The 17,354-nt window shown below is 61.0% G+C and carries 19 protein-coding genes and 3 pseudogenes; 8 read left to right on the top strand and 14 right to left on the bottom strand.

All coding sequences use genetic code 11. The features are described from left to right. Positions 1-156: 156 nt before the first annotated feature. The 3 genes and pseudogenes from FJ934_RS13875 to FJ934_RS28375 form a co-directional block, all read right to left on the bottom strand. Positions 157-816, bottom strand: coding sequence for an amino acid ABC transporter permease (locus tag FJ934_RS13875; RefSeq protein ID WP_140610177.1), 660 nt, complete (start codon positions 814-816; stop codon positions 157-159). 12 nt (positions 817-828) lie between these two features. After that, positions 829-1,134, bottom strand: a pseudogene (locus FJ934_RS13870) (ABC transporter permease subunit); the annotation flags it as partial. A gap of 121 nt (positions 1,135-1,255) precedes the next feature. Then, positions 1,256-1,396 (bottom strand): annotated as a pseudogene (locus tag FJ934_RS28375) (acyl-CoA thioesterase); the annotation flags it as partial. A gap of 239 nt (positions 1,397-1,635) precedes the next feature. On the opposite strand from FJ934_RS28375, the gene FJ934_RS13860 reads away from it, so the two are divergent. Further along, a complete protein-coding gene (locus tag FJ934_RS13860; protein WP_127320334.1) occupies positions 1,636-1,884 on the top strand; it encodes a ParB N-terminal domain-containing protein in 249 nt (82 codons plus the stop codon). Positions 1,885-2,004: 120 nt separating this feature from the next. Here FJ934_RS13860 and FJ934_RS13855 read toward each other — a convergent pair whose 3' ends face one another. Beyond that, positions 2,005-3,033 carry a 2OG-Fe(II) oxygenase family protein gene (locus tag FJ934_RS13855; protein WP_140610176.1) on the bottom strand — a complete coding sequence of 343 codons (1,029 nt, stop codon included), beginning with the start codon at positions 3,031-3,033 and terminating at the stop codon, positions 2,005-2,007. Between the two features lie 117 nt (positions 3,034-3,150). Here FJ934_RS13855 and FJ934_RS13850 point away from each other — a divergent pair, with 117 nt between their 5' ends. From FJ934_RS13850 to FJ934_RS13830, 5 genes are all read left to right on the top strand, one after another. Next, positions 3,151-3,546, top strand: a complete 396-nt coding sequence (locus tag FJ934_RS13850; protein ID WP_140610175.1) for a GFA family protein — start codon at positions 3,151-3,153, stop codon at positions 3,544-3,546. Between the two features lie 156 nt (positions 3,547-3,702). Further along, positions 3,703-3,900: a hypothetical protein gene (locus tag FJ934_RS13845; protein WP_140610174.1), complete on the top strand. Its 198-nt coding sequence runs from the start codon at positions 3,703-3,705 to the stop codon at positions 3,898-3,900. A gap of 192 nt (positions 3,901-4,092) precedes the next feature. After that, on the top strand, positions 4,093-4,965 hold the full coding sequence (locus FJ934_RS13840; protein ID WP_140610173.1) for an undecaprenyl-diphosphate phosphatase: 873 nt from the start codon (positions 4,093-4,095) through the stop codon (positions 4,963-4,965). A 145-nt stretch (positions 4,966-5,110) separates the two neighbouring features. Next, positions 5,111-5,737, top strand: a complete 627-nt coding sequence (locus tag FJ934_RS13835; RefSeq protein WP_140610172.1) for a transglutaminase-like cysteine peptidase — start codon at positions 5,111-5,113, stop codon at positions 5,735-5,737. 122 nt (positions 5,738-5,859) lie between these two features. After that, positions 5,860-6,651, top strand: a complete 792-nt coding sequence (locus tag FJ934_RS13830) for a phosphodiester glycosidase family protein (RefSeq protein ID WP_140610171.1) — start codon at positions 5,860-5,862, stop codon at positions 6,649-6,651. Here FJ934_RS13830 and FJ934_RS13825 read toward each other — a convergent pair. Together FJ934_RS13825 and FJ934_RS13820 are read right to left on the bottom strand one after the other, a co-directional pair. Next, the gene (locus FJ934_RS13825; RefSeq protein ID WP_140610170.1) at positions 6,635-7,270 is read right to left on the bottom strand and encodes a DedA family protein; all 636 of its coding nucleotides are present in this window, start codon (positions 7,268-7,270) and stop codon (positions 6,635-6,637) included. The two genes, FJ934_RS13830 and FJ934_RS13825, sit on opposite strands and share 17 nt — an antisense overlap. A 26-nt stretch (positions 7,271-7,296) precedes the next feature. Then, entirely contained in the window at positions 7,297-8,214 is a 918-nt protein-coding gene (locus FJ934_RS13820; RefSeq protein ID WP_246671506.1) for a DUF1402 family protein, read from the bottom strand. Positions 8,215-8,517: 303 nt separating this feature from the next. On the opposite strand from FJ934_RS13820, the gene FJ934_RS13815 reads away from it, so the two are divergent. After that, on the top strand, positions 8,518-9,585 hold the full coding sequence (locus FJ934_RS13815) for a GH25 family lysozyme (RefSeq protein WP_140610168.1): 1,068 nt from the start codon (positions 8,518-8,520) through the stop codon (positions 9,583-9,585). Positions 9,586-9,619: 34 nt separating this feature from the next. Here FJ934_RS13815 and FJ934_RS13810 read toward each other — a convergent pair whose 3' ends face one another. The 6 genes from FJ934_RS13810 to FJ934_RS27995 form a co-directional block, all read right to left on the bottom strand. Continuing rightward, complete coding sequence (locus tag FJ934_RS13810) at positions 9,620-9,805, bottom strand: hypothetical protein (protein ID WP_140610167.1); 186 nt, start codon at positions 9,803-9,805, stop codon at positions 9,620-9,622. Between the two features lie 378 nt (positions 9,806-10,183). Next, entirely contained in the window at positions 10,184-12,754 is a 2,571-nt protein-coding gene (locus tag FJ934_RS13800) for an EAL domain-containing protein (protein ID WP_140610166.1), read from the bottom strand. A 547-nt stretch (positions 12,755-13,301) separates the two neighbouring features. Beyond that, positions 13,302-13,433 carry a hypothetical protein gene (locus FJ934_RS28660; RefSeq protein ID WP_281407610.1) on the bottom strand — a complete coding sequence of 44 codons (132 nt, stop codon included), beginning with the start codon at positions 13,431-13,433 and terminating at the stop codon, positions 13,302-13,304. Between the two features lie 44 nt (positions 13,434-13,477). Next, positions 13,478-14,668 (bottom strand): NADH-quinone oxidoreductase subunit D, encoded by a 1,191-nt coding sequence (locus FJ934_RS13795; protein WP_140610165.1) that lies wholly within the window; start codon positions 14,666-14,668, stop codon positions 13,478-13,480. A 280-nt stretch (positions 14,669-14,948) separates the two neighbouring features. Beyond that, the gene (locus FJ934_RS13790; RefSeq protein ID WP_140610164.1) at positions 14,949-15,449 is read right to left on the bottom strand and encodes a DUF6496 domain-containing protein; all 501 of its coding nucleotides are present in this window, start codon (positions 15,447-15,449) and stop codon (positions 14,949-14,951) included. Between the two features lie 63 nt (positions 15,450-15,512). Continuing rightward, entirely contained in the window at positions 15,513-15,686 is a 174-nt protein-coding gene (locus FJ934_RS27995) for a hypothetical protein (protein WP_181165611.1), read from the bottom strand. A gap of 390 nt (positions 15,687-16,076) precedes the next feature. Here FJ934_RS27995 and FJ934_RS13785 point away from each other — a divergent pair. After that, positions 16,077-16,148 (top strand): annotated as a pseudogene (locus FJ934_RS13785) (transposase); the annotation flags it as partial. A 29-nt stretch (positions 16,149-16,177) separates the two neighbouring features. Here the strand turns inward: FJ934_RS13785 and FJ934_RS13780 are convergent. Together FJ934_RS13780 and FJ934_RS13775 are read right to left on the bottom strand one after the other, a co-directional pair. Then, positions 16,178-16,420, bottom strand: a complete 243-nt coding sequence (locus FJ934_RS13780) for a hypothetical protein (protein WP_140610163.1) — start codon at positions 16,418-16,420, stop codon at positions 16,178-16,180. Positions 16,421-16,835: 415 nt separating this feature from the next. Continuing rightward, entirely contained in the window at positions 16,836-17,285 is a 450-nt protein-coding gene (locus FJ934_RS13775; protein WP_140610162.1) for a GNAT family N-acetyltransferase, read from the bottom strand. Positions 17,286-17,354: the final 69 nt, after the last annotated feature.

Here is a 17,354-nt window from a genome sequence, read left to right as displayed (position 1 = left end):
CGGCGAACCCATCATGAGGGAGAAAACTGTTACCTATCTATCCGGTTCAAAGTGTTACCCATCTATCGGCTGGACACCGGTCGATACCTCTGAGGACCTCGACGGCGCCGAAGGATTTGCGTGCGCCGCGGACCTCGACCATTGGCCGCTGCGTGCTCATCGGGAAACCTCCACATGTCTTTCAAACCGATGCAAGGCCGCTTCGAGCACAAGGTTCAAGATGTAATAAAGCGCGGCGGCGGTGATGTAGAACTCAAAGGGGCGGAAGGTTTCACTGATCGCCAGTTGCGCCGAGTGAACCAGCTCGGCGATGCCGATGACAGAGACGATCGAGGATTCCTTCAGCAGTGCGATCAGGTTGCTTCCGATCGGCGGCGCCGTGTTGCGCACGGCTTGCGGTATCACGACGTAGCGCAGCGTCTGCCATTTTCCGAAACCGATGCTGCGTGCGCCTTCCGTCTGGCCAAGGTCGACAGCCACGATGCCGGCGCGCATCACATCGGCTTTGTAGACGGCAAAGTGCAGGCCGAGCCCGACAATGCCGGCGGCAAGCGCGGGAATATTGATGCCGATCTGCACCAGGCCGAAATAGATCAGGAACAGCTGCAAAAGCAGCGGCGTACCCATGAACACCCACATGAAGGCGCGCACGGGATAGGCGAGAACTGCCGGCGCATAGAGCACGATGACAGCAAACATGATGCCGCCGACAAAGCTGAGGGCTCCCGCCGAAACCGTCAGTACGGCGGTCCACCAGGCGCCCGTCAACAGGAGATCCCAATAGGGCGTGACGACGGTGAAATCCAAACCTTGCATCGTGCTCTCCCGTCAGACGATGGCGAAGCGTTTGTCGAGCAGATCGACGACACGGGCGACGGCGTAGACCATGACCATGTAGAGCAGGGCCGCGACGCCAAAGATCTCGAACGGCTTGTAGGTCGAGCCGATGAAGCGCTGGGCGGTATAGGTCAGCTCCACCACCGAGATGGTGGATACGAGCGCCGACCCCTTGAGCAGAGCGACCGTATTGACGCCGAGCGGCCGGATCATCAGCCTTGCGGCCTGTGGAAGCACGACCTTGCGCAAGGTCTGGAAGCGGCTGAAGCCGATCGTGCGGGCAGCTTCCGTCTGGCCCGTCGGCCATCATCTCGTCCAGCGCCTTCTGCATGGCGGCATGAATGATGCCGTCGAGCGATCCCGACATGATCTGTTCGAAGGTGATGGAGGTGCGGCCGATCTTCGCCACATGCGAACGGATGGTAATCAGCGAGCCGGCTGTCGTTTCATGGCGATAGTCGATTTCGGTGCGCACGTCGGCCCACCCGGTCGCCGCTGCCTGGCTGCCATCCTGCCCGGCGATATGGCCGAGGAGCTGGAAACTGGCATCATCGAACATCGCCGCGTAGTGGCGCACATTCACGTGCCCCATCACGTCGCACATCCAGGGATGGACGACACCGACGAAGGTGACGAGGGATTTGCTCATGGTTCCGTTAGGATCGCGAGACGCCATAGCGAAACGCGTGGCGAGAGGCAAACCGGTGGACGGCCGATATTCGTTAGCCGCGCCCTTGGCCCTCCTGAACAAACCGACTATCTCAGGAAGACGGCGGCGGTTCCGCCACGGGGACAGGCATGCTGAGGGTGCAAAAGGTCAAGGTAGACGACATCTACGTGCCCACTGCGCGCAGGAAGACGCTGCATCCCGAGACGGTGCGGCATCTCGCCGAGGACATACTGGAGAACGGCATGAAGACGCCGATCCAGGTCCGCCACGACGGCAAGCGCCATGTGCTCGTCGAAGGCCTGCATCGTCTGGAAGCAGCCAAGTGGCTCGGCGAGACCGAGATCGACGCTTATCTGGTCCAAGCCAAGCGCCACTGACGCGAGCGCGGTACGCAATTCTCCCAGCAATAATCTCCAGAGTTTTTTCGCTGGCCATGTCGAAACGAAGTAACCGCCCGTCGATTTCCGGCCATCCCAACGAGATGGCCGACGGTTTGTTTATGAAGCCTTCGCGCGACGGGGCAGCCTTAGATGCTTGATGCCGCTCATCTCGACGAAATTCGTCGCCGAGTCCCAGAGATAATCACCATAAAGAAACGGCTCGAAAGGTTCCGTGCCGCTCAGTGGCAACGGAGCGATCTCGGCATCGACGCGCGGCTCGTAGAAAAACAGGATCGAAAAACGCACCGTCTTCGGCGCAATCACCCGGTGCCGCGTCGCCCTGACGCGTCCGCCGGTCCAGCGCTCCAGCAACTGGCCGAAATTGACCGCCAGCGTGCCGTTGGCAGGCGGCACGTCGACCCACTCGCCGGCCAGGTTTTTTGCCTGCAGGCCGTCGAAGCCGTCTTGCGCCAGTAAAGTCACGAAGCCTGAATCGGCATGTTCGCCGCCGATGATGGTGCGCGTTTCCCCCTTATGGACCACCGTGACCTGCGGGCCACCAGCATCGACGCCGGCATTGACGTCGCGCAGGGGATAGCGGATCAGGCGCAGCGTCGAGATGCCCTGTTCGAAATAGGCATCGAAGACCGTCTCCGGCAGGCCAAGCCCGCGGGCGATCGACCGCATCAGCGCGTTACCGACCGTCTCCATGGCGCGATAGTAGTCGGCCGCCTCGGCGCGCCAGCCGGGCAGCGCGCTTTCGGCCGGAAATGGTGTTGGCTCGCGCAATGGATCGTCGGAAGCCGAAACACGCGTCGGATCGGCAAGGTCAGGCCCCATGTCGATGCCTTCCTTGTAGGAAACGGCTCGCGGCTGCAGCGGGAACCAGCCGCGGTAGAAATTCTTCTTGGTGCGGTCGAAATTCCAGCGCAGCAGTTTCTGCTTCTCGGCATCGGGAAGCGTGAAGATGCGCAGCAATTGCCCGCGCTTGTCCGGCGTCAGCCAGTCATCGCCGGGAAAATCGCGGACCGCCATGAAACCGATGCCCGAGGCGGCGGCCATGATCCGGGCGTCGGTTCGGTCGCGGGCGGGCGAGGGCGGACCGAACAGGTCCGCAATCCCGATGGTTTCGATATCTGGCGTCATGGCTTCCGTTCCACCCGCATCATCATAATCGATGACCTTGTATCAAAGCTTTTCAATTGACCCAATCGGTTCCGCCGCTAGCCTGTCGATTACTCTCTCCAAGACTGGATCAGGACGATGGCTGGATATCAGGGCGGGTGCTTGTGCGGAGCGGTGCGCTATCGTGCCGACGTCGATCCTGTCAACGAACGTATCTGCCATTGCCGGCTTTGCCAGAAAGCGATCGGCGCTGCCTTCAATGCGCGCGTGCTGTTTCGCATCGACGATGTGACGGTCGAAGGACCGCTGGCGACTGTGAACACCTCGCCGGATCTCAAGCGCGGCTTTTGTCCGAATTGCGGCACGACGATGTTTTCGCGGCGCGATTCCGCCGGCATCATCGGCATCACCACCGGATCGCTCGACGATCCTTCGCTGTTTCGGCCGCAGATGCATATCTGGACCGGCTCGAAGCAGCCTTGGCTGGTCCTTGACGACGGCCTGCCGCAATATGAAGACGCCCCGCCTCCGTAAGTACTTCCCCCTTCTCCCGTACGGAGAAGGACGAAGCCGTGCAGTCATGACAAAAAATTAATCCAAATCGTCACGCGATAGCCGGCAAAACGTCATTGGCGGGCCATCTTTGCGTCCTATCTATGCTGCGCGGGCCGGCATTCGAGGAGACGACGGATGAACGACAGCATCAGCACCCTGGACGAGCTTTTGAGCGATCCGATGGTCCTGCTTGTGATGGAGCGTGACCGTGTGCGCCCGGAACAGGTACGCATGCTGCTCGAACGGGTGCGCCGACCATCGGCCGAAGAACCTGTCGTTCCCCCGGCCCATGTGATCGCCAGGACCTGCCAGAAACCTTGGTTGTGCCCGTAATTGCTTGCCGTTCTATCCCATGAGAAAAAAGGCCGGCCTCTTGGGGCGGTCCCGGACGACGTACTTCGACGCACGGCGCCAGCTTACAAATCCGTAAATTGATTATCCGATCCATGACGGTAAGGCTTGCGCGGGACCGGCCGACGCCGGTAACACCTGCGCAAGCTAGATCTCTCACACACGGAATCCGACATGGCTGACATCTGCACTCAGGGCGTGGATACGGGCTTTGTCGGCCTGGGATATGCCAAGGTCGCCTTTCTCGGCCTCGTTCAGGGCATCACCGAATTGCTGCCGATTTCCTCGACCGCCCACATGCGCATCGTGCCGGCGGTGCTTGGCTGGCAGGATCCCGGCTCCGCCTTCTCCGCGGCCATGCAGCTTGCCGCGCTCGCCGCCGTCGTCAGTTATTTCTGGGGCGATGTCAGGGATCTCGTGTTCGGCTCGCTCGGGGCTCTCGTGCGGCGCGATTTCGCGGACCGCGACTTTCGGCTGGCTTCCTGGATCGTGCTGGCGACGATCCCGATCGTCATTGCCGGCGTGGCGCTGTCAGGCGTTCTCAATACCTGCAATTCGCCGCTGCGCAGCCTGAGCGTGATCGGATGGGCCTGCATCGTCATGGCGGTCCTGCTGGCGCTGGCCGAGATTTTCGCCCGCCACCGCCGCACCATGGGCGAAGCGTCGCTCGCCGACGCGCTTCTGGTCGGCATCGCCCAGATCGGCGCGCTGATACCTGGCGTCTCACGCTCGGGCTCGACTTTGACGGCGGCATTGGGGCTCGGCTTCAAACGGGCCGAGGCGGCGCGCTTCTCGTTCCTGCTCGGGCTGCCGGCGATCGCGCTGGCCGGTCTGAAGGAACTGTGGGAACTGCACAAGGTTCACCTTGATGCCCATGGCTGGTCGGTTCTTGCCACGGGGCTGGTCGTCGCCTCGATCTCCGCCTTCTTCGCCATCTGGGGGTTGATGCGCGTGCTGGAACGGTTCTCCGCCTGGCCTTTCGTCATCTACCGTGGCCTGCTCGGTGTCGTCCTGTTGCTCGGTGTCGCGATGGGATGGCTGGCCTAGCTTGGGAACTGAACCCTTGTGTTGCGCCGCTGCAACCCCCGAAGGCCTATGCGGCGACCGCAAAGATGTGATCAGCCGCGTTCATTGACTTCGAGACATAACCGCCCTTAACGTTCCGTTAACAAAAAACGATGGGCGGGGCCGCATGGCATCCTCGACAGGTTGGCGCCGCAAGGCGAAGGGGCTGGGGCTGGCGGTTGCGCTGACCGCTTTTTGTTCGGCGGCGAGTTTCGCCTATTCCGCGCCCGCGTCCATGGTTATCGGTGGCTCGACCTCCCAGCCGATCGGCCACTATGATTTTTGCAAGATCCATGTCGTGGAATGCTCCATCCGCTCACCCGACAACGCGCCCGAACATATGACCGGCAAGCTGCTGCGCGAGATCACGGCGGTAAATCTCTCGGTCAACACGCGCGTCAAGCCGATGAGCGACCTCGACAATTACGGCAAGGAGGAATGGTGGGCCTATCCCGACAACGGCTTCGGTGATTGCGAGGACTACGCGCTGGAAAAGCGGCGCGAACTCAATAGGTTGGGCATTGCCATCGCCAATCTCCTGATGACAGTGGTGCGCAAGCCCGACGGCGAAGGTCATGCCGTGCTGACAGTGCGCACCGACAAGGGTGACTTCATCCTCGACAACCTGACCGACAAGGTCCGCCTCTGGAACCAGACCAGCTACCGCTATCTGAAAAGACAGGCGAGCGACAACACCGGGCACTGGGTTTCCATCCTTGGCGGCGACGAACAATTGGTCAGCGCTGTCAAATAGTCTCCGCGGCGCTATGGCGCCCGTTAACCGACCGTTCCTGCGTTCTGTTCAAGCCGCCTTTCATTTCAGCGCCCGGCGGTGGTATCCACGTCGCTCGTTGGAGCTGGCAATCCGGTAGGCGCATGGATTTTCCGACACTTCTCAACGCCGTCCCGCTGTTGGCGGCCTTCGCCAAGACCGCGCTGCCCCATGCGATCGCCACGACGATGGCGTTCGGCCAATGGTTCGCAACGGTACCACCGTGCCGCGATTTTGCCTTTGAGGCGGCCAGCTATCTCGTCTGCGAGGTCGACCCGAAACGCTATTCGATCGAGCTGTTCTGGAAGGATCCAGCTGGTAAACCTTTTCAGTCGCTGCACAATCTCGATAATGCTCAGCGCGCGGCCGGCCGCACCATGCTGTTTGCCATCAATGCCGGCATGTATCACCCCGACCTCAGGCCGGTCGGCCTCTATATCGAGCGAGGCCAGGAAATGGCTGATGTGAAGACGGGATCGGGAACCGGCAATTTTTCGCTGCAGCCGAATGGCATCTTCTACATCAGCGGCGGCAAGGCCGCGGTCCGGGCGACGAGGGACTTCGTCAGGAAACGGCCGCCCACCGACTATGCGACGCAATCCGGGCCGATGCTGGTGATCGACGGCCAGCTTCATCCGAAATTCCAGTCCGACAGCACCTCGCGCAAGACCCGCGACGGTGTCGGCGTGCGAAAGGACGGTGTCGCGGTCTTTGCCATTTCGAATGGTGCGGTGACGTTCCATGCATTCGCCCGGCTCTTTCGCGATGCGCTCGGCTGCGACAATGCGCTGTTCCTCGACGGCTCGATTTCAAGCCTGCTTGCCCCGGCAATCGGCCGCAACGACGATTACTGGAATCTGGGACCGATGATCGGCGTGTTCAGGAAGCGCGGCTAGGCTGGCGCTTGCCCCGGAGCTTGCCGGCGATCACCGCTATGATGACCAAGGCGATGGCTGCGATCACCGCCATGCCGAACAGGCTGGTCGCATCGAGTTCGGGGAGACTGCCGGCGCCCTTGGCGACCAGCCATCCCGGCGACAGCACGGCTGGAGCCCAGATGATCGCCGACAGGATGTTGGCGATCTGGAAGCGGCGCCGGTTCATGCCCATCATGCCCGCGACCAGCGGCACGGTGGCGCGGACCGGGCCGAAGAAGCGGCCGACGAAAACCGCCGCGAAGCCATAACGATGGAAGAACAGCCGCGCCCGGGCGATCTCGCGCCGGTAGCGATTGAGCGGCCATTTATGGACGACACCGCGTCCGAGCCATTTGCCAAGGAAATAGGAGACGGTGTCGCCGAGCGTCGCACCGACCATCGCTGCGAGAAGAACGGGCAAAGGCTGGACAATGCCTGCGCCCACCAGGCCGCCGACGATGACCAGGACCGTGGTGCCGGGCAAGAGGATGCCGACCAGCACCAGCGATTCACCGAACGCCAGCAGTCCGACCACGACGCCTGCCCAGGCCTGATGGTTTTCGATGAAACAAACGCTCTGGTCGATGAACGACTGCACGCAAGCTCCCTGATAAAAAGCGTCTCTCAGCTGCCGCTATCGAGCAGGCTCCTGAGTTCGTCGAGCTTGTCGTTGACGAGCCAGCCATAATAATTTTCCACCGGCAGCTTGCGGCCCTTGCCACTGGCGACTGCCGCGCGCAGGTCGGCCGCCCGCTGCCGGGGTTGGCCGACATTGTAGAGCGTGGCCGTTATGCCCGGATTGCCCGATATGTCGAAGCCCTCCTGTTTGTAGGCGTCGATGGCGTCGCGCACGATCGCCGCGATGTAGACGATGCTGCGGTCCGGATCCATGACGTCACGATAGATCGCCTGCGGACGATCTGGCGTCAGTCTGTCATAGCCGCTCACCCTGTTGACCAGGTCGGTCACTTCCAGCGCGGTCAACGGGCTGATCTGGCCAAGGCCGAATGTCTGGCCGGCGAAGAAGGGCTGGAAGAACGCCTGCTGGAAGGTCATGGCCTCGTAGGTGACGCCATCGACGCTCTTGCCACGGAAATGTTCTACCCAGACCCTGTCGCGGCAACTCCACAGGGCGGCACTGTCTTTGGCCTCGGCGCAGGCCGCGAACTCCGGCCGCTGGACAAAGGTCTGCACCGGCACGCCCTTGTAGCGGAAGGCAAAGTCAAGGCCGGAATAGGACAGTGCCTTCACATAGTAGGTCTGTACCGAGCCGACGGCGGTGACGTTATAGGTATGTTCGCCGACAAGCGCGCCGACGATATGGATAGGATCGATATCGTAGGCGGCCGCCACCTGCTTGATGTGCGCCACCAGTTTCTTCTCGTGCTTCAGCAGCGCGACGATCTTCTCGTATTTTTCCGGGTAGGTGGTCTTGAAGGCGCGCGTTCGCGTCGCGGATGCATCCGGGATTGGCGGTTGCGTTTCGGAGCGATTGCCGGATGGAACGACGACCAGCCCGCCGGCATGCGCCGTCTCCACCATGAGCGCGCCACTCCAGGAGAGGGCCGCGAGCAGGAGGACCAGGAGAAATCGCTGCAACGCAATCATCGGGCGCCTTTTTTGGGCTCTCGGGGAACGTCGCCGGAGACGCCGCATACTGCTCTCAACAGCCACATCATGGCGCTGTCAAGGCTTGGGCCGCCATTGACGGCGGATGTCTGAAACGGGTCACAGGTTTGGTAAAAAACTTGATTCAAACTTTATTGGTAATTTCTCGTTCATAACTGAGCCTGGTTGTCCGTCGGCCGTCGCCTTCGGTCTGTTGTGTTTCGAGTACAGGTCCAGATGCGGTTACCAGGCGTCATCAGTTTCGTGATCGCATCACTGTGCCTTGCCGGCTGCTCGTCGACATCGGGCATGGATGCGCTCGACGTGCAGAAGCCGTCGAACGAGACCACCAGTTCGGTGGTGCGGCCAAGCGCGCCGATCGCATCCGTCCCCGTCACCAGGGTCAACAATGCGCGCAAGCGCACTGAGCCCGCGCCCGTGGACGACACTGTTCGCCCCTTTGGCCTTGCGGAGGAGGAAACGGTGGCGTTTCCGGCGCCCGAATTGCCCGACAGCGTCGATCCGCCGGTCGAGCCGGCAGCCCTGGTCTCGCCTCCGAACCTTTTGTCGCCGGCAGCCCCGCCCATGCTTGCCGGGCCGATCACGCGCTATGGCTTTCGCGATGCCAAACCGATCAATTTCGGCCGCTCCTCGCCCCGGCATCTTGCCGTGCACGGGGTCGACGTGTCGCGCTGGCAAGGGAATGTGAATTGGGAGAAGCTACGCGCCCAGGGCGCCAACTTCGCTTACATCAAGGCGACCGATGGCGGCGACCATCTCGACCCGATGTTCACCAGGAACTGGCGCGGCGCCGACGCGGCCGGGCTGAAGCGCGGCGCCTACCACTTCTTCTACTGGTGCCGAACCGCCGGCGAGCAGGCCGACTGGTTTATCCGCAACGTGCCGAAGGTCGAAGGCGCCTTGCCGCCGGTGATCGATGTCGAGTGGAACGGCGACTCCAGCTGCCAGCGGCGGCCGTCGCGCGAAAAGGTCCTGGAGAAGATGCAGGTGTTCATGGACAAGCTGGAGCGTCACTATGGCCAGCGTCCGATCATCTACACCGCGCCGGATTTCTATCGCGACAATCTGCAGGGCGCCTTTCTCGATTATCCGTTCTGGCTGCGCGCGGTGGCGAGACATCCGTCAAAGGTCTATCCCGATCGCAAATGGCTGTTCTGGCAATATTCCGGCTCCGGCCTGTCGCATGGCGTCACCGGCCGCATCGACCTCAACGTTTTCCATGGCGACGAGCGTCAATGGCGCGCCTGGGCCGGCGGTCGGCAGATCATGGCGGACGCGGAGTAGGGTTCGCGTCGCCGTTCATTCCCGTTCCGGCCAGCTATTGGAACTGGTTGCTCCCGCCATTCCTTTCCTCGCTCAGCCGCAGCTTCATCCTCAAGCTCATGATCTCGGCAATCGCGGCATCGATCATGGTGAGAAGCGTAAGCGTGTCGTGCTGGGTTGGATCGGCTCTGACATAGGCGAGCTGATTCACGATATCGGTGTCGTCGGATTCGTCGCTCATGCGCATCGTCCCGGCTGTTGTCTTTCGGGATTTCTCGGTCCGATCGGATCGATCGTCAAATTGCTCCTTTATCACTTCCTCGTGTGGATGGTCTTCGCGTTTCGTTCGGCCTTAGCGTGTCTGAGGGATAATTCTTGTTCCGGCCCGATAACTGGATATCAAGGCGGCTTGATCGGATCGCGCCGCCCGACATCGACCAGGTTCAACTCGGCCAGAAGGCGGTTCTTCGCCTTTCCGCTTCAATCAGCGCACCACGCCGAAATCAACGGAAAGGTGTCTCGCATCTCAGCTGATCTGACGATGAACGAGCGCCGGCGAGATTTGTCTTCTAGCTGATTAGGCCGAGCTTCTCGCGCAGCTGCAACCATGGGGCGCTACCTACAGCGCGCTCTTGCGACGCCGACCCTTCCGCTCGGCCGTCATTTCGGGTGCAGGCTCGATGATGTCGCCAGCCACGACGGCGCGCGTGCGCTGCAGCATTGCGGGGATTTCCCGAGCAGGGAGCGGCCGACTGAGCAGGAAACCCTGTGCCTCGGTGCAGCCTTCTCTTCGTACCCGCTCGAGCTGTTCCGCTGTCTCGACCCCTTCGGCGGTGGTCTGTATCCCGAGGCTGTTGCCAAGGCTCGTGACGGCCCGGATGATGGCAACCGAGCTGTCGACGTCATCGGCATCCCTGACGAAGGACTGGTCGATCTTGATCTTGTCGAACGGGAAAGAGCGCAGGTAGCTCAAGCTCGAGTATCCCGTTCCGAAGTCGTCCATCGCAATATGCACCCCAAGTATGTGGATCTGCTGCAGCAGCGCGAGAGTCGCCGGGCTGTTGGCCAGCAGCACCGTCTCGGTGATCTCAAGCTCAAGCTGACTCGCGGGCAGCCCCGAGGCATCCAGTGCCTCGACGATCGTCGAAAGCAAGCGCGTGCTGCGAAACTGCGTCGGCGACAGGTTGACGGCAACCTTGATGCCTTTGGGCCAGCCTGCTGCGTCGAGACACGCTTGCTTGATCACCCAGTCGCCGATCGGGACGATGAGGCCGATCTCCTCGGCCAGGGGAATGAACTCTGCCGGAGAGACGATGCCACGCTTCGGGTGATGCCAGCGCAGCAGCGCTTCGAAGCAGCTGACCTCGCCGCGGCCGATATTGAGGAGCGGTTGGTAATAGATCTCGAACTGCTCCCGTCCCACCGCCTCGCGCAGATCGAGTTCGAGAAACCGCCGCGCCTGCATGCGGGCATCCATTTCCGGCTCGAAGAACCTATATGTTCTGCGTCCGTCCGCCTTTGCCCGGTAGAGCGCCATGTCGCCGTTCTTGAGCAGCTCGTCGGCGTTCTCGCCATCGTCCGGCGCAATCGAAATGCCGACGCTGGCGCTGATCATAACCCCGTGTCCATCGACGATGTAAGGCGCGCTCAGCGCGTCTATGACCCTTTGAGCAAGGGCAGTGGCCTCGACCGGCTGATCGGTCCCCTTTTGAATGATCACGAACTCGTCGCCACCGAGCCTGGCTACCGTGTCGCCTTCACGGAGGACGCGCCTCAGCCTGGCGGCGACCTCCTTCAGCAGGGCGTCACCAATCGGATGCCCCAGCGTGTCGTTGACCGTTTTGAAATGATCGAGATCAAGGCAAAGGACGGCGACCTTGCCGTTCTGCCGGCTCATCTCGATCAGAGCTTCCTCGGCGCGTTCGTGGAACAATGTACGGTTCGGAAGATCGGTAAGCCCGTCGTGGCGGGCCATGTGCGAGATGCGGGCCTCGCTACGCCGCAAGCCGGTCACGTCGTGGTGCGTGGCAAGCCATCCGCCGCCTGGCAGCGGCTGGTGGATGAGGTCGATTGTGCGCCCGTCCCGGAGTTCGACGAGGCTCACGACGCGCTCGGCACGGTCGATCGTCGCCGAGAGTTCTTCCAGATATCTTTCCGGCTCCAGGCCGACATAGAGCCCCGCGGCGATCCGGAACTGCTTCAAATCGGCCCAATGCGAGCCTGGACGGGTCAGGGTCTCCGGCAAGTGATAGAGGTCAGCGTAGGTCTGGTTGCAAAAAACCAGCCGCCGCTCGGCATCGAACATGCACAGACCCACCGGCATGTTTGCTGCCGCTGCGGCCAGATGCTGCCGTTCCAGCTCCGCCTCGCGGGCCAAGGCATCACTGCGCTCCAGGCTGGCACGGTAGCCGGCAAAGGCCGAGAACAACACCCCAATCTCGTCCCGGCGATCCCTTTTGGGTGCAACGAGGGTTGAGCGACGGTCACCCAGTGTTAGGCGATGCATCGCCTCGCTCACCGTGAGGATCGGCTTGCTGACATTGTGTCGAATCCAGGCGACAAGCCCGCCGAGGCACACGGCAGCAAAGGCAATCGCGGCCCAGGTCAGCCGCTGCGCGATGGTGTAGGTGCGATCCGCCATGGCTGCGACAGCGGTGCTGCGCTGATTGGTGAGGGCCAGCAAGCCGTCCAGCCGCTGCGCCGCCTCGGCGACGGTTGGCAGCGATACCGTCTCGAACTCTTTAAGGGCCTTTGTTCGCCCCTCTGTTTCCAGGAGCGGGAAAATGGATGTCAGGGAGTCTTGATAGGCCGTCCACAGATAAACGAACTGATCGAACAGTTCCTGCTCGGCGCGCGATCCGGCGCTTCTACGGTAGGCACGCCGACCCCTCAGAATCTCGTCGCTCTCCCTCGCCATCTCGTCATCGATGCGCAGCAGCTGTCGGGTATCGTCGGTGCGCATGCGCAGCGTCGCATAGAGCTGATGTTCCGCGAGATTGCGCTTCATCTCCTCCACGACCTGGACCTGCGGCAACCAAACGCCTGTGATCTCACCTGTGATTTCATTGAGAGATCGCAGCTGACCCACCCCAAATAGCCCTACTGCCATGACGCACAACAACGCCAGACCAAAGCCCAGCGAGAGCTTGGTCCTGACGCTAACATCCTTCAATGGCTTCAGGTAAAACATTGGTGTAATTAGACCAATCCCGCGCCATACGATGATTACGCGGGAAGTTTAGACCGCTTTTCGTAATATAGCGCCAAACGTATTAAGGTTGAATTAAGAGGGCCTTAGCGATATTATCCGCTTACAGCAGGTAAAAGCAGCTCAGCTACTTTCTTCAACTATCGAGGGCGTCGAGCGCAGGCTTTCCTGCCAGATCTCGCGATCATGGACGAGGCGGAAAGGACAATGCTTTCCTGTTGCTTCGAGGTTTGCGCCCAATAACCGAGAGAATACAAAGAGATGCAGGATGGCGCGCAATTGCGAGATGAGCGTATTCCCAGCGTTGCCGGAGCCTTTCCCATTGCCCTGGCTGGGTTGTCCAGTTTGAGATCGCGACATTGGTCGGCTGGACCCACAAGAGGAACACGATCAGTCCGCACCCGATCAGCGCCGCGGAGACCAGTGCGCCTAAGGCCGCCCGGCGTTTCGTTCGCAGCAACAGGACAGCGAGTATTGCGTCAAGGATGATCTTTGCGGTGATGGGCGGGCCGAACAGCGCCCAGCCGAGCTACATTTGCTGTGCGCCGAAATAGGCTGCCCGATCCATCGCGAGCTTGTGCGGCATCTCTAAAAGATGCGCGCCGCTCGGGATGAGCAGGATGGCTCCCACCCAAAGCGAGATAAGGACCATTGCTCTCATCGTCGACCTCCGATCGCGGCCAGCTTGCTACCTGACATTCCGCGCTAACGATCGATTTCTCCAAACACGATGTCGAGCGAGCCGATGATTGCCGACACGTCGGCGATCATGTGGCCTCTGGACAGGAAATCCATCGCCTGCAGGTGGGCAAAGGATGGGGCCCGAATTTTGCATCGATACGGGACATTGCCGCCATCTGAAATCAGATAGACGCCGAACTCGCCCTTTGGTGCTTCGACAGCCGCATATACCTCTCCAGTGGGGACACGGATGCCTTCGGTGTAGAGTTTGAAATGGTGGATAGTCGCTTCCATGGAGCGCTTCATTTCGGAACGGTTTGGCGGCGTGATCTTTTGATTGGGTATCGCGACTGGTCCTTGGCCCGCCGGCAGCCGTAACTTTTCCAAACACTGCTTGATGATCCGGACGGATTGGCGCATTTCCTCCATTCGAACCAGATAGCGGTCGTAGCAATCCCCGTTCTTGCCGACGGGAATGTCGAAATCCATCTCGGGATAGCATTCGTAGGGCTGGGCCTTGCGCAAATCCCAGGCGGCTCCGGAACCGCGCACCATCACGCCTGAAAAGCCCCATGCCCAGGCGTCGTCAAGACCGATCGTTCCGATGTCAACGTTTCGCTGCTTGAAAATCCGGTTGCCAGTCAGCAGTTCATCGAGATTGTCGCAGACCTTGAGGAAAGGGTCACAAAAATTCCAAATGTCGTCGAGAAGTCCCGGTGGCAGATCCTGATGCACGCCGCCAACCCTGAAATAGTTGGCGTGCATCCGGGCGCCGGAAGCACGCTCGTAGAAGACCATCAGCTTCTCACGCTCGGCGAAGCCCCACAGCGGCGGCGTCAGAGCGCCGATGTCCATTGCTTGCGTCGTGACGTTGAGGAGGTGCGACAGCAGCCGCCCGATTTCGCAGAAAAGGACGCGAATGAGCTGCCCGCGTCGCGGGACCGATATCTGGAGCAATTTCTCAGCCGCAAGGCAGAAGGCGTGCTCCTGATTCATCGGGGCGACATAGTCGAGCCGATCAAAGTAGGGGAGTGCCTGAAGATAGTTCTTGTGCTCGATCAGTTTTTCCGTGCCGCGGTGCAGCAGTCCGATATGCGGATCGACTCGCTCGACCACTTCGCCGTCGAGTTCGAGCACAAGCCGCAGGACGCCATGCGCTGCCGGGTGTTGCGGCCCAAAGTTGATGGTGAAATTACGAACCTTCGCTTCAGTCACGGAGCCCTCGGCGTTCAGGATTAGCCGCTCAATTGGCGTGACGATTTCTGGAAGTACGAACTGAAACGGGAAGAACGCTTGGGGGTTCCATGGATTTGCGTCTGTGGAGTGATCCCTGTGGCGCATTCAACTCATGGGAAGCATTTAACGACTGGGATGCGCACGGAGACCATATTGAGGAAATCGAGGATTGGATCTGGCCTCGCGATATCTCGGTAGAACTGCCCGCCAGGCTCCGGGGAAGCAGAGGGTTGTCCGTGACGTGTCCCATTCGCTCCGGTCAGGTCTTCCGCGCACGCGTTTCGGCGGCCTTCCGTGCCGCGGCCGAACGACCGGACGGGCCCTTCGTCTCGCCTGCCTTCTTCGCCGCAGCCGAGCGTTCTTCTGCCGTCCGGTGTGATGCCGCGCGCTTGGTCTGCCGTGAGAGAGCCTCATGCGATGTCGTGTTCTTCGGTTCGTGTTCGAGGACCTCGGACACAGCCTTCGAGACCTTCGGGCGGCGCTTCGGCGTGCGCTCGCCCTGGCCGACTTCATAGGCGTATTCGGCGCTCTTGCGCGTGCTCTCCTTGACCTTGCCTTTCTTGGGCGGCGGCAGATCAACACCAGCGCGACGTGCTTCCGATAGGCCGATGGCGATCGCCTGCTTGGTCGAGCGCGCGCCATGCTCGCCGCGCCGGACCTTTTCGATCTCCTCATGAACGAACTCACCAGCCTGGGTGCTCGGCGACTTGCCTTGGCGCTTGTCCTTTCGCGCCTTCTCGATGGTCTTTTTGTCTGGCATTGCATTGCTCCTTCCTGGCAACCGTTCGAACAGTGGCGGTGCGTCGCCATCAAGACCGCTGGATCACGCACGCCGCGCCATTTGGGTTGGGTTTTCCACCATGTGCCGCCGGGCGCGGGTGAAATCGGCAATGTCGAGCATGACCCGGTCCTCAGTACGGCTGGCTATGGAGGCCGCCGAGCGCGAAATGCCTGTCAGCGCCTGCCCTGCCGACCCGTCCTCGACGTTCACGGCCACGTCGCCCAGTCTCCCTGTTTTTCGGATCGAAAAAAACGGAGCGGTAACCCTTCAGGCAATTCGCCGGCCCGCTAAGTCCAAAGAACGACCCGACAGTGCGAAGAGTTCCTGCGTCGGAACGATGATGGATGCGACACGTTCGCCCAGAAGTCTTGCACGCGGTTCGCAAAGGAGACTGGCGGAGACGGAGATGCGTATGCCACCTTGGCGAGTATCGCGAACAACCTCGCCGCCGTTATCCTGTTCCGGTTGGTTGCAACGGGGTTCCTCCTGTTCGGCACACTGTTCTGGCCGCAGCGCTAAGCCCGTATGGTGATCCTTCCGTCTGTCGATCACACGACGACCGCAGGAATTGAACGAGCCCTTTCGCGCATCAATCTTCCAGACCGATTTGGCCGCACGCTTCTCACCCGTGTCGGCAAGCTGGAACTGCGGGTTCCGCAGGACCGGCAGGGGCGCTTCGGTTCCCTGGGCATTTGCTGGGGAAGGAACTAGAGCCCGAAAGAGAAAACCCAAGGGTTGGTTTCGTACCCCAGGCGCGGCTTGGGCTTGCTTGTGTCGGTCTGTGATGAAATGGCGGTGCCGGTTGCCGTACAATCCAATTTTGCTGCCTTTACCGCCTTGATCGACAGACCAGCACATGCATTGGCAGTGACCTTCGCCTTCTTTTCGTGCGCCACGGCGGCACTTGACGCGGCAAGGACAATAGCCGCGCACGCGATAGCAGTTTTCATTAAAATCTCCTATTTTAGGAAAAACTAATAAAAAGTTAACGTAACGTCAGATAGGCGTCAACGGATAGATCGACCCCGGCGGTGCCATCAAGTCCGCGGTCGGTGCACGTGATTTCGGGAACCGAATTGTGCCCCACTCGGTACAACTCGACCCGAGAGCCCTTGGGGCCTCCCAAAGCTTCAGTGCGCCAGATGCGGAGGGGAGGCGGCCCGGCTGCCGGGGGTTTTTCCTTTGGGGGACCAGCAGCCGAGCCATGCCGGAGTTCCTCCCGGCTGATCTGATCATGCCCCTATATTAGCAAGAACGCAAATGCGATTTGGAATCTGAAATGAGCGCTCCGGGAGGCGCCAGCGCGCGCCAGAGGCTTCGGCGATGTAGGACAGCGGCGGCGGGAAACGCATACAGGCGGGGCTGCTACGCTTGCAAATCCGTAAGATAGGTCTTCATCGCCCGATGCGGCATACCAGCTTCCTCGAACGCGTCGCCATAGGCTACGAAGCCGAGCTTCTCGTAGAACGAGATCTTGTCCGCCTGGGACGTGAGATAAAAGCGGTTCTCGCCACGCGACCGCGCGATCTTCATCCCCGCCTGCATCATCCGCGAGGCAATGCCCTTGCCCCGTGCATGGCGCAGCACGGCGACACGGCCGAACTTGGCGTGTTCGGGCAGGAAGACAATCCGCAGCGTGCCGACGACATCGCCGCCGTCGATGGCGACAAGGTGGATGGCCTCGGCGTCATAGGCATCCCGTTCCACCGTCTCGGGCACGTTCTGTTCGACAATGAACACCTTGCGCCGGACTTCGAGTGCGAGGGCACCTAGGTCAGAGGCAATGGAGACGGGGAGGATCGTGAGATCGGACATGGTGAAGTTCAACCATTGGAACGCGAATACGATCGCAGCCGGGATTCGGGATCAGCCCGCGATAGCGGG

This window comes from Mesorhizobium sp. B2-4-12 (genome assembly GCF_006441575.1).
In the GTDB taxonomy this organism is placed as follows: Bacteria; Pseudomonadota; Alphaproteobacteria; order Rhizobiales; family Rhizobiaceae; genus Mesorhizobium.
Note: the sequence above shows the minus strand (reverse complement) of the source record. Positions and strands in the feature narration are given on the sequence as shown.

Coding starts and splice junctions, on each gene's coding strand:
- FJ934_RS13820 (WP_246671506.1), bottom strand. CDS start 8,214: ATGGTGGAGACGGCGCATGCCGGCGGGCTGGTCGTCGTTCCATCCGGC.
- FJ934_RS13775 (WP_140610162.1), bottom strand. CDS start 17,285: ATGTCCGATCTCACGATCCTCCCCGTCTCCATTGCCTCTGACCTAGGT.
- FJ934_RS13845 (WP_140610174.1), top strand. CDS start 3,703: ATGAACGACAGCATCAGCACCCTGGACGAGCTTTTGAGCGATCCGATG.
- FJ934_RS28660 (WP_281407610.1), bottom strand. CDS start 13,433: ATGAGAGCAATGGTCCTTATCTCGCTTTGGGTGGGAGCCATCCTGCTC.
- FJ934_RS13835 (WP_140610172.1), top strand. CDS start 5,111: ATGGCATCCTCGACAGGTTGGCGCCGCAAGGCGAAGGGGCTGGGGCTG.
- FJ934_RS13830 (WP_140610171.1), top strand. CDS start 5,860: ATGGATTTTCCGACACTTCTCAACGCCGTCCCGCTGTTGGCGGCCTTC.
- FJ934_RS13875 (WP_140610177.1), bottom strand. CDS start 816: ATGCAAGGTTTGGATTTCACCGTCGTCACGCCCTATTGGGATCTCCTG.
- FJ934_RS13860 (WP_127320334.1), top strand. CDS start 1,636: ATGCTGAGGGTGCAAAAGGTCAAGGTAGACGACATCTACGTGCCCACT.
- FJ934_RS13840 (WP_140610173.1), top strand. CDS start 4,093: ATGGCTGACATCTGCACTCAGGGCGTGGATACGGGCTTTGTCGGCCTG.
- FJ934_RS13855 (WP_140610176.1), bottom strand. CDS start 3,033: ATGACGCCAGATATCGAAACCATCGGGATTGCGGACCTGTTCGGTCCG.
- FJ934_RS13780 (WP_140610163.1), bottom strand. CDS start 16,420: ATGAAAACTGCTATCGCGTGCGCGGCTATTGTCCTTGCCGCGTCAAGT.
- FJ934_RS13810 (WP_140610167.1), bottom strand. CDS start 9,805: ATGAGCGACGAATCCGACGACACCGATATCGTGAATCAGCTCGCCTAT.
- FJ934_RS13815 (WP_140610168.1), top strand. CDS start 8,518: ATGCGGTTACCAGGCGTCATCAGTTTCGTGATCGCATCACTGTGCCTT.
- FJ934_RS13850 (WP_140610175.1), top strand. CDS start 3,151: ATGGCTGGATATCAGGGCGGGTGCTTGTGCGGAGCGGTGCGCTATCGT.
- FJ934_RS13790 (WP_140610164.1), bottom strand. CDS start 15,449: ATGCCAGACAAAAAGACCATCGAGAAGGCGCGAAAGGACAAGCGCCAA.
- FJ934_RS13800 (WP_140610166.1), bottom strand. CDS start 12,754: ATGTTTTACCTGAAGCCATTGAAGGATGTTAGCGTCAGGACCAAGCTC.